The sequence below is a fragment of the Chryseobacterium sp. CT-SW4 genome, assembly GCF_048572715.1.
GTDB lineage: Bacteria > Bacteroidota > Bacteroidia > Flavobacteriales > Weeksellaceae > Chryseobacterium.
This window is the reverse complement of sequence record NZ_CP183840.1, coordinates 981,403-992,877: the sequence shown is the minus strand read 5'-3', so window position 1 is coordinate 992,877 and position 11,475 is coordinate 981,403. Positions and strand designations below refer to the sequence as shown.

The following is an 11,475-nucleotide window of genomic DNA, read 5'->3' as shown; positions in this document are numbered from 1 at the left end:
AGTTCGTGTTTTTTTATTGTTTGTAGTTGTACTTATATTCTTTTAAAATATTTCCATTACTATCTACCACTTTCTCCAATCTGTTTGCTGAATCATAGATATAATATTCTCTTATTCCTGAGGGTGGAGTAATACTTCTTACTCCGATTAAAGGATCATAGGTATAAGTACTAACCTGATAACCTGATAATGCAGTGTTATTTCTGAAGCTGTCTAAAGCAGCAAGAAGTGCCGATTCATCATTATTGATTGATGCTGATGCATCGGTATCAGAAGCTGCAATGATGGCAGAGGCTAAAGAGTTTATCTGGGCATAGGTAGCGCCTTCTATCTTAGCGATAGGCTGGGTTTGGTTATAGCCCCAAACTATAGCTACCGGAACTCCGTCTTTAGTCGTGTACTGCTGTAAATTTCCTCTTGAATCATACTGATCATAAGTTACCTCGGTATAGGTAGTAGCAGAGTTCTGTAAATCATAGGATTTAACGGATAAAGGCAATAATAAATTCCCGGCCTGTGTCGTAGGTACGGAAGTAGGATAAACAGTCTCGGTTTTTGATAAAGTCTTTGTAGAACTTCCTATCGTTTGAGTCGTCGTTGTCTCTAAGGGAATACCAATCATATTGGCATCTATCAGCTTCTGATTAACTTTTTCATGAGCATACGAATAAGTGGTGACCATAGTATTTGAATCAGGATATGTGATTGTTTGTTTAGTCAATTGCTTATTTAAAGTATTCTCATAAAAATTCTGGGTTTTAACTTCAACAGTATTATTATTAAAATACTGAATATCCTTAACAAAAGTTGGTCTTATTCTTCTTACAATTAAAGGTGTTACAAAAAATCTGTATTTTGTTGTGTTAATAGGGTTTGATACTGTATATATCTGTTGTCCTGTAAGACAACCTGAAGGATAAACCTGACTTGATGGATCAATTGATCCCATCGAAGTATTTACTAAGGAGAAAGAAGGGTATATGTTATAAATATTTGGCAAATATCCATATACTGTTGTTTTAGCAGAAATTTTATTTTGATTTTCATCATATACTTCTATAGAAGTATTTTTACCATTGAATGGATCATCAATTTTTGGCAGTCCTTTCATCGAGGTATTCATCTGGTTTGTAAAAGAAAATACTTTTTTACCTTTTCCCTCATTCGTAGCTGGATCAACTTCTATTTCCTCAACCTTATCATATCCAAATGATTTCTCCCCGCTTATTCCAAAATCATTAGAATTAACAGTCAAATCATTGTAAACTGAAATATATTCAAGTAAACATCCGTTTGAAACAGTTGTAGGCATCTTTTTAAACGTTGCGCCATTAATATTGGTTAAAGGCTCAAACTTATATAATAATTTGCCTCCTATATAATTATATTTTTTATATCCAACCAAAGCATTATTACTGTCATAGTTTTTAATAGATTTAACCCTGACTCCGTTTCCATAAGAAATATTTTGGTCAACAGCGTAAGGATCTTCATAAATATATCTGGACCTGACACTGGCAATATGATAGGTGTCATTAGAGGTATATGGTGTAGAATTTTCAACTTTAATACTATATTTAACAGTTGAATCAGAATCAAATGGAACAAGAACACTTTCTTCCCAGGAAGCTCCGTGGTTTGCAGTAAATGTTGTTCCCATAACAGAGGCAACAGACCATTCTTTTATTATAGTCTCAGCATATTGTCCTGCACTGTTTTTTTTCCACTTGCTAAATGTTATCTTACCACCAATCATTTGCTGATAGGTATAAGTTTGCATATTTGGATTTACATAACCTGTATATCCGTCATAAACCTTATTTAGGAATTTTATAGTAGTTGTCCTCCCTAAGGTAAACTCCTTATAATAATCCTGAGTAGGATTAGTGGACCAGCCATCGTTATTAATTTCTATATCCTTATGAATCTGCTGGATCTGAGCTTTATCAGGAATAGACTGGTTGGTGAATATATTTGATTCATATTCAAATGCGGTAGATCCTCCTGTAGGATAAGTTATTTTTTGAAGAATATTGGTGTCAATATAGTTTCGATTGGTAAATCTTTTAGCTCCTGTATAAGGGTAACTTGCATTTAGATTTACATTAGTATAAGCGTATTGATTGAAATATTCAAAGTAATCTAAATCTGGTAATAATGTAGTATTGGGCTCATCATTGAAGTAACCATAGTAATCTACCGAAGTAGATACTTTAAGAGGCATAACATTACTGGTATTATAATCAAATTTATAAGGAGGAGTAGGCTGTTGTGCATTCCCCTGATTATCATAATTCTGTTCTTTGACATTATCCAACTTTAACCTTTTCCCATAAAAAGCTTCATCACTTCCAATATTAAGATTTATATTCTGATTCATTGCTGAAACCTTATATGGAAAGTAGGATTGTGTAAATAAAAAACTCTTAATAGGTTTATTATTGAATTTTGAAATTATATCAATTGATTGCAGTTTTTTGGCTGGAAGATTAGTAACATAAGGCTTAATATCATCTCTATTTACCAAATTAAAATTAATTATAGTAGTAGGGGTTTCAATTTTGACAAGGTTTTTTTTATAACTTATCGTTGAATTTATAGAACTGCTTACTGGCAGAGAAGTTCCAAAGTTGATAATTTTAGCAGTCTGAACAGGGTACTGTTGGTAATTAGTTTCATCCTGGTAAATAAAATCAATATATTTTCCTGAAATAAGCTCAATTTTGGTTAATTTAAATGTATAGCCTACATCTACAATAGCAGAGGTTAAGCTACTTGCTTTTTCAACTGCATAAAAATAATATTTATCACCACTAGGTGTTACAGCAATCCAACCATTATTGTTTTTAGTAAATTTAATATCTTCATTATCATCCAAAATAATGATCTCATCTTCATTTTCAGGATTAATAATAAATTTTCCTGAATATCCTGAAAAATTATAAGTATAAATATCTGGCTGACCTACTCCATTTAATAAATTATTAATTATAAAGTTAGAGTCATCTCCTGAATATACTGGAAAGACTGTGTTATATCCTGCAAATCCTTTTTGATTACGGTAGGTATGAGTTTCAGCATATAGTGTTGTAAAGTTACTTTTAAAAGTATTGTAACTGGTAGGATCAGTATACACCATTGGCGTATCCAAATTATCCTCTTGCCCTCTAATTTCTTGCGAAATAGTTCCTTCTGGCATTAAACTCCACCCTAAACCTACCCATGTTGCTTCATCCGCTACTTTAACTCCTGAGGTATGATAACCAAGAGTTATAGGTATTTCAATATTATCTGTTTTAGCTGTATATAAGGGGATTGATACTTGTGCTGTGCCTGTATAATGCCCCACAGGTATTTCTCCAAACCTTCCCAATAAAGCCATATCAGGAGATGTAGGAATACTTTTCACACTCGGATTATACGGATCATTCCCTGTTGTCTGAGCATGCATTTTAAGTAGACTTATTATAAAAATAATAGGTATAATATTTCTTCTCATTTCGGTTTTTATTTCTTAATTAACTTAGCATTAGCCGTTTTATTCGTATCAGTTTTAATCACCACCAGGTAAGCTCCTTGGATTAAAGATTGTGTGTTCAACTTAGTAACCTTATTCTTAGTCTTTAAGTTTTGTAGCTGCCTTCCACTCATATCATACAACAGTATCTCTGCTTCCTTAAAATCATAGCCAATTTCAACATAAGCATAATCCGATACAGGATTCGGATAAATCTTTATATCCGGCTTCTCTATCAGCTGATCGATCTGCTTGTCTCCCAGCTTCACAATCTTCCAGTTCTCTTTACCTAATTCTTCTCCGCTCGTTCCTGCCAATAAGATTGAACCATCTCTATTCAGCTTAATATCCGATAACCTCTCCTCCTTTTTCCTTGATTCTCCTTTCACATGTTTTCTCCATTGTTCCTCTCCTCTATCGTTCAGGTAAAGCATCCAAAACGTTTCATCATCGGTCTCTATCCTTCCTTCTGCTTGGGTATATCCTCCTAACAGAATTCCTTTTGTCTTATCATCTCCTTTATTAATAGTACTCATGCCCATCAGTACATCTCTGTTCTTAAAACTATACGACTTCTGCCATAAGTCTTCTCCTTTCTCATTTAAAGAAATCAACCATAAGTCAGTACCTTCTTCTATACCCACAGTCTTGTTTCCTGACCTCTCTGATCTGGATTCTCCTCCTACTATATAGCCTGTAGAAGTTAAAGCTAAAGTTCTTAGATGATCATCTCCACTGCCTCCATAATTCTTCTCCCATTCTACTTTTCCTTCTTTACTTAGCTTCACCAGCCAGTAATCGCCTTCTCCGTAATGGCTGCTGGCTTTTGGCTGTTGGCGAAGAGCTACTGAACCTGTACCTGAAATAGCCTTATTTTCTGTGAAAGCTTCACTTCTTGAATATACCCCTAACAGAACTCCTCCGTCCCTGGTTGGGATCATCTTCTCTACTTCATCCAGTCCTCTTCCTCCTACAATAAGTTGGGACAGCTCTTTTCCGTCTTTATCCAAACGGATAATCAAAACATCTTTAGAACCATAACCTTTAGAAGAATTCTGAATACTTCCCGCTACTACAAACCCTAAGTCCGTAGTCTGAACTACTGATCTGGCCTCTTCATCCGAACTGCTGCCTAAAGTTTTCTGCCATAATTCATCGCCATGCTCATTGAGCCGGATAAGCCAGATATCAGAACCTCCTTTGCTTTCTTCTTTCTTATCCAGACCTTTCCCAGAATGAGAAGTTCCGGCTAACAGAAAACCTCCCTCCTGGGTAGACACTGTAGCCGATAAAAAATCATGATTATTCCCCGAGAAATATTTTTCCCAGCTCTGTTCTCCCTGTTGATTGAGTTTAATTAAATGGAAATCGTAACCGTTATTCTGCTCCCTGCCTGAAGTCTCCGGCTTACTGCTTTGAATAACACTTCCTGTAATTAAATATTGCTGGTCTACCGTTGTAACAATCTGACTTAGAAAATCCTGAGTATTGGATTTGATATCTTTCTGCCAAACCACTTCCTGTGAATACAACGAAACACCAATGCATAGAAATAATGCACCCGTGTAGAGTTTTTTCATCTGTTTTTTTTAGTGTTAAAGTAAATCTTTCTAATTATTCAAACCTAAGAAATTCAGAGCATAAATAAGAATCCAAAATCTATATTTATAAATCTATACATAGAAATTGATCAATAACGTATTATAATTAACTGATAACAAAACATTTGATATATTTATTGATTTTTATCAATACGCCATCTTGTTTGTCATTTCAAGTAAAAAACAACTATTTGCAGTAGTATTGAAGTACCGAAAAACAGTATTTTTTTATGAATTAATTTATTAAATAGCAATTTACTTTACCGATATAGCAAAAACTTGTTCTATAAAAGATTCTTCCCATTAAATGAAATAATAAATTCCCTCTGTGTCAATTAAAAGAATGAAAACAGAAATTTCAGGAGAAAAAATAGAAACCCACCCGAATGTAATAGATGAGACACATACTGTTTAAAATAGCTAAAAACAAAACCGCTGTAAATTAAATTTACAGCGGTTTATCAATTTATTATTAATTGATGTTAATCAATAATTATTTCACTTCTTCGAAGTCAGCATCCTGAACATCTTCACCTCCTGCATTTCCACCAGGGTTCTGAGCTCCTGCCTCAGCACCACCCTGTGCCTGTTGTCCTGCTGCATAGAGTTCTTCTGAAGCTGCCATCCAGGCTGCATCTAAAGCCTCGGTTTTAGCTTTTACTTCATCTCCGTTTTTAGCTTCAAAAGCAGTTTTCAATTCTGCAGCTGCACTTTCGATAGCTGCTTTTTTATCAGCTGAAAGTTTATCTCCAAACTCTTTTAATTGCTTTTCAGTCTGGAAGATCAATCCGTCTGCTTTATTGAAGATCTCAACTTCTTCTTTTCTCTTCGCATCTGCTGCAGAGTTTTCCTGAGCTTCTTTTTTCATTCTTTCGATTTCCTCATCAGAAAGACCTGAAGAAGCCTGAATTTTGATAGACTGTTCTTTACCTGTTCCTTTATCTTTAGCAGATACACTAAGGATACCGTTCGCATCAATATCGAAAGTTACTTCAATTTGAGGAACTCCTCTCGGTGCAGGTGGAATATCTGTTAAATCAAATCTACCGATTTCCTTGTTATCGTTAAACATTGGTCTTTCCCCCTGTCCTACTCTGATACTTACAGCTGGCTGGTTATCGGATGCAGTAGAGAACACCTCTGATTTTTTAGTCGGGATCGTTGTATTGGCTTCAATTAATTTAGTGAATACTGAACCCATAGTTTCGATACCCAAAGAAAGTGGAGTTACATCAAGAAGTAATACGTCTTTTACATCTCCTGTTAAAACTCCCCCCTGGATAGCAGCACCTACCGCTACCACTTCATCCGGGTTAACTCCTTTAGAAGGTTTTTTTCCGAAGAATTTTTCCACTTCTTCCTGGATAATAGGAATTCTCGTAGAACCTCCTACCAGGATCACCTCATCGATATCGGATGTTGATAAACCTGCATCAGAAAGAGCTTTTTTACAGGGCTCCATTGATCTTCTTACCAGGTCAGCTGATAATTGCTCAAATTTAGCTTTAGTCAAGGTTTTCACTAAGTGCTTAGGACCTGTAGCCGTAGCCGTAATATAAGGTAAGTTGATCTCAGTCTGAGGAGAAGAAGACAACTCGATTTTAGCTTTTTCAGCAGCTTCTTTCAATCTTTGAAGAGCAATAGCATCTGATTTCAGATCCACACCTTCTTCAGACTGGAATTCGGAAGCCATCCAGTTGATGATTACATCATCAAAATCATCACCACCCAAGTGAGTATCTCCATTGGTAGATAATACTTCAAATACACCATCTCCCAAATCAAGGATAGAGATATCGAAAGTACCACCTCCAAGGTCATATACTGCGATTTTCTGATCTTTATGGTTTTTGTCTAATCCATAAGCCAAAGCTGCTGCTGTAGGCTCATTGATAATTCTTTCTACTTTAAGACCTGCAATTTCTCCGGCCTCTTTGGTAGCTTGTCTCTGTGCATCATTAAAGTAAGCTGGCACAGTAATTACAGCTCTGGTAACTTCTTGTCCAAGATAATCCTCAGCGGTTTTCTTCATTTTCTGAAGAATCATTGCTGAAATTTCCTGTGGAGTATATTCTCTGTCGTCTATTTTAACTTTCACTGTATCATTAGGACCGCTTACTACTTCGTAAGGTACTCTTGATACTTCACTGCTGTCATCTTTAAAATGAGTTCCAATAAATCTTTTAATAGAATATACTGTCTTTTTTGGATTCGTTACCGCTTGTCTCTTTGCAGGATCTCCTACTTTTCTCTCTCCATCTTCTGTAAATGCAACAATAGAAGGAGTCGTTCTTTTACCTTCTGCGTTAGGAATAACAACAGGGTCTTTCCCCTCCATTACGGCAACACAAGAGTTGGTTGTTCCTAAGTCAATTCCAATTATTTTACTCATAATATTTTATAATGTTTTTTATTTTTAAATTTTAAATTACACCTAGATTTTCTCAATATCCATACCATATGAAAAATTATGACAAATTGACACAAAAAGTATTCTAAGGATGGATTTTAATTTAAAATTTAATTAAAGTTTAACCCCTCATATAAGGACAAAAAGCTTGCGAATTAGTATTTTTGATAAAATTATCTTACATGTCATTACATTTTAACCCCCGGGACATTACATGGTTAGCCTTCAATGAAAGAGTATTACAGGAAGCAATGGATGAAAAAGTTCCTTTGCATCTGAGAATCCGTTTTCTGGGCATTTTTTCCAATAATCTCGATGAGTTTTTCAGAGTACGGGTGGCAGGTCTCAAAAGGGCTATGGATTTCAAAGATAAAGTGGTGGCCGAGTCTTTTTACCAGGCTCCTTCCAAAATCCTGCAGAGAATTAATGATATTGTCATCAGCCAACAGCAAAACTTTGATAAAACCTGGAAAAAACTGCTGGCAGAAATGGCAGAGCACAAGGTATTTATTAAAAACTCCAAAAACCTGACTTCCGCACAAAAAGACTTTGTAAGAAAATATTTTGATGAAGTGGTAGAATCCAACGTTATTCCCATTCTTCTTCATGAAAATACTCCTATGCCCTATCTGAGGGATAAAAGCCTTTATCTGGGAGTCGCTATGAGAAAGAAAGACTGGCAATATCACAGCAATTATGCCATTATAGAAATTCCTTCCCGGTTTGTAGGCAGATTTGTCCTTCTTCCCACCGAAGATCCGGAAGAGAAAAATGTAATGCTCCTCGAAGATGTGATTACATTTAACCTGCCCCATATTTTTTCTTATTTCGGATATGATGAGTTTTCCGCCAATGCATTTAAGGTAACTAAAGACGCTGAAATGGATCTCGATAATGATATCAGGACCAATTTTGCTGAAAAAATCGAAAAAGGACTTAAAAACCGAAGGAAAGGAAAGCCTACCCGATTTGTTTTTGATAAGGATATGGACAAAGCCCTTCTTGAACTTCTTATCCGTAAGCTTAACCTCACCAAAAAAGACAGTATAATCCCGGGAGGAAAAATCCACAATTTCAAACACTTCATGGATTTTCCCGAAGTATTCGAATCGTATGAAAGACCTGTGGAACGAACTTCTTTTACCCATCCCGCCTTTCAGAACGAAGACAGGGTTACTGACGTTATTCTTAAAAAAGATGTTTTATTAACCTTTCCCTATCATAAATACAACCCGGTTATAGATCTTCTGCGGGAAGCTGCTATGGATCCTGATGTAAAATCCATTCAGATTACCGCTTACCGCCTGGCCAGTAATTCCAAAATAATCAATGCACTGATATATGCCGCAAGAAATGGCAAAGAAGTAACTGTAATGCTTGAACTGCAGGCAAGATTTGATGAAGAGTCCAACCTGGAATGGAAAGAAATGCTGGAACCCGAAGGCATTACCGTATTGGTAGGGATTCCGGATAAAAAGGTACATGCCAAGCTTTGTGTCATTAAAAAAAGATCTCATAACAAGACCATTCAGTATGGATTCGTAAGTACCGGTAATTTTAATGAGAAAACTGCAAGAATTTATGGAGATCATCTGATAATGACCGCAGACCGGGGAATCATGGCCGATATCAATAAAGTATTCAATGTTCTTAAAAAACCAAAAGAAGATTATTTACCGGTCCTTAAAACCTGCAAAAACCTGTTGGTATGCCCTCAATTCATGCGTGAAAAAATCACTCATCACATTGATAAGGAAATTGAGGAAGCCAAAGCCGGAAGGAAAGCGGAAATTATCGTCAAGGTAAACTCCCTGAGTGACAGAATGCTTATCACCAAGCTCTATGATGCCGCCAAAGCCGGAGTCGTTATTAAAATGATCGTAAGAGGGATCTACTGTGCCGTGAATCAAAAAGAATTTAAGGAAAAAATAAAAGCGATCAGTATCGTGGATGAATATCTGGAACATGCCAGAGTAATGTACTTTTACAGTAAAGGAGCCGAAGATATGTATATTTCTTCTGCCGACTGGATGACCCGGAACCTTGATTACAGGATAGAAGCAGCAGCCAAAATCACAGATAAAGACTTAAAAAAAGAACTGAAAGACATTCTTGATATTCAATTAAATGATAATGTAAAAGCCAGAATTTTAGACAAAAAATTAAGAAATGAATATGTAAGAAATGATAAAAAAGAATGCCGTTCACAAATTGAAACCTATAAATATTTGAAATCTAAAACAAACACGAAATGAAAATTGCCGCCATTGACATAGGAAGTAATGCAGCAAGACTTCTTATAAATGAAGTGAAAGTTAATAATCATGTTCCCGAATTTATTAAGCTTAATCTTCTCCGGATTCCCCTGAGACTCGGAATGGATGTTTTTACTTTAGGTAAAATAGGAGAAGAAAGAGAAAAAATGGTTATTGATTCCATGAAGATATTTAGTGATCTCATGAAAATATATAAGGTGGACCATTACCGGGCCTGTGCGACCAGTGCTATGAGGGATGCCAAAAACGGAAAAAATATCATTGAAGAAGTAAAAAAGACCTCCGGGATTGACATTGAGATTATCTCCGGGGACGAAGAAGCTACTTTAATTTATGAAAACCACGTGGCGGAAGGTTTGGATAAAGAATTTGCCTATTTATATATTGATGTCGGAGGAGGCTCTACCGAACTTACCTTTTATGAAAACGGCAAAATGAAATATGAAAAATCCTTCAATATAGGAACCATACGCCTTCTCAACAACCTGGTAACAGATGAGAACTGGAACCTTATGAGAGAGGAAATAAAGAAGAATATTACAAGTAAAAAGCCCATTGTAGCCATCGGTTCCGGCGGAAACATCAATAAGGTCTTCTCCATGAGTAAAACAAAGGACGGAAAACCCATGACCCTCGCCCATCTCAAAAAAACATATAAGGAGCTTTCCGAACTGAGTGTTGCTGAAAGAATGACAAAATACAACCTCAGAGAAGACAGGGCGGACGTTATTGTTCCCGCTTTACGGATTTTTAATAATGTCATGAGCTGGTCGGACATCAACAAAATATTTGTTCCTAAAATATCTGTTGCGGATGGACTTATTCACAATATTTACAGTAAATTATACGAATCTTAAATAAATATTATTTTTATCATCAAAAAGCGAAGAATCTTTTAAATAATTAAGGTTTTTCGCTTTTTATTTTTAAATTTAAAGTAATTTTATTCCATCATCCGTTTTTCATCTTATAAATCATCTGCAATTATGAATATAAATCCGATCAAAATAATTCTTACGGGTGCTACCGGAATGGTAGGAGAAGGTGTATTGATGGAATGTCTTGAAAACCCCGCAATTTCTGAAATCTTAAGCATCAGCAGAAAGCCTTCGGGTAAGAAACATCCTAAGCTGAAAGAATATATAGTACCGGATTTTTTCAGCCTTACTGACAATGATGAAAATTTAAAAGGTTTTGATGCCTGTTTTTTCTGTGCGGGAATCAGCAGTATAGGAATGAGCGAAGAAGACTATACACGCATCACCTACGACACTACTCTTCATTTTGCAAAAGCGGTGCTCCATCAAAATCCTGATATGGTTTTTAATTATGTTTCAGGAAGTCAGACAGATGGTACCGAAGCCGGCAGAGTGATGTGGGCAAGAGTAAAAGGAAAGACCGAAAATGATTTGATGAAATTACCGTTCAGGGCGGTTTATAACTTCCGTCCGGGCTTTATGAAACCCGTAGAAGGACAAGTGAATGTAAGGTGGTTTTTTAAACCCTTTATCTGGTTATTTCCTGTTCTTTTGCCCTCAAAATCCTTAACCTTACATGAGGTGGGAAAAGCAATGATCCATGCCGTAACCAAAGGATATCCTATCCATGTGTTAGAAATAAGAGACATTAAAAACCTGGCCCAATGAAACAAATGCTCATAAGAATAGTTCA

The 11,475-nt window shown here is 35.9% G+C and carries 6 protein-coding genes; 3 read left to right on the top strand and 3 right to left on the bottom strand.

What is annotated here, in order from left to right; genetic code table 11:
• Nucleotides 1–13: 13 nt before the first annotated feature.
• The 3 genes from ABJ974_RS04380 to dnaK all read right to left on the bottom strand — a co-directional run bounded on the left by ABJ974_RS04380 (nt 14) and on the right by dnaK (nt 7,510).
• Nucleotides 14–3,499 carry an RHS repeat domain-containing protein gene (locus ABJ974_RS04380; RefSeq protein WP_419870170.1) on the bottom strand — a complete coding sequence of 1,162 codons (3,486 nt, stop codon included), beginning with the start codon at nt 3,497–3,499 and terminating at the stop codon, nt 14–16.
• Nucleotides 3,500–3,507: 8 nt separating this feature from the next.
• Complete coding sequence (locus ABJ974_RS04375) at nt 3,508–5,097, bottom strand: T9SS type A sorting domain-containing protein (RefSeq protein ID WP_419870169.1); 1,590 nt, start codon at nt 5,095–5,097, stop codon at nt 3,508–3,510.
• A 514-nt stretch (nt 5,098–5,611) separates the two neighbouring features.
• Nucleotides 5,612–7,510 (bottom strand): molecular chaperone DnaK, encoded by a 1,899-nt coding sequence (gene dnaK, locus ABJ974_RS04370; protein WP_419870168.1) that lies wholly within the window; start codon nt 7,508–7,510, stop codon nt 5,612–5,614.
• Nucleotides 7,511–7,710: 200 nt separating this feature from the next.
• On the opposite strand from dnaK, the gene ppk1 reads away from it, so the two are divergent.
• The 3 genes from ppk1 (at nt 7,711) to ABJ974_RS04355 (ending at nt 11,450) form a co-directional block, all read left to right on the top strand.
• Entirely contained in the window at nt 7,711–9,783 is a 2,073-nt protein-coding gene (gene ppk1 / locus ABJ974_RS04365; RefSeq protein WP_419870167.1) for a polyphosphate kinase 1, read from the top strand.
• Complete coding sequence (locus ABJ974_RS04360) at nt 9,780–10,661, top strand: Ppx/GppA phosphatase family protein (RefSeq protein WP_419870166.1); 882 nt, start codon at nt 9,780–9,782, stop codon at nt 10,659–10,661. The genes ppk1 and ABJ974_RS04360 overlap by 4 nt, the downstream gene beginning before the upstream one ends.
• Before the next feature lie 129 nt (nt 10,662–10,790).
• The gene (locus tag ABJ974_RS04355; protein ID WP_419870165.1) at nt 10,791–11,450 is read left to right on the top strand and encodes an NAD-dependent epimerase/dehydratase family protein; all 660 of its coding nucleotides are present in this window, start codon (nt 10,791–10,793) and stop codon (nt 11,448–11,450) included.
• Nucleotides 11,451–11,475: the final 25 nt, after the last annotated feature.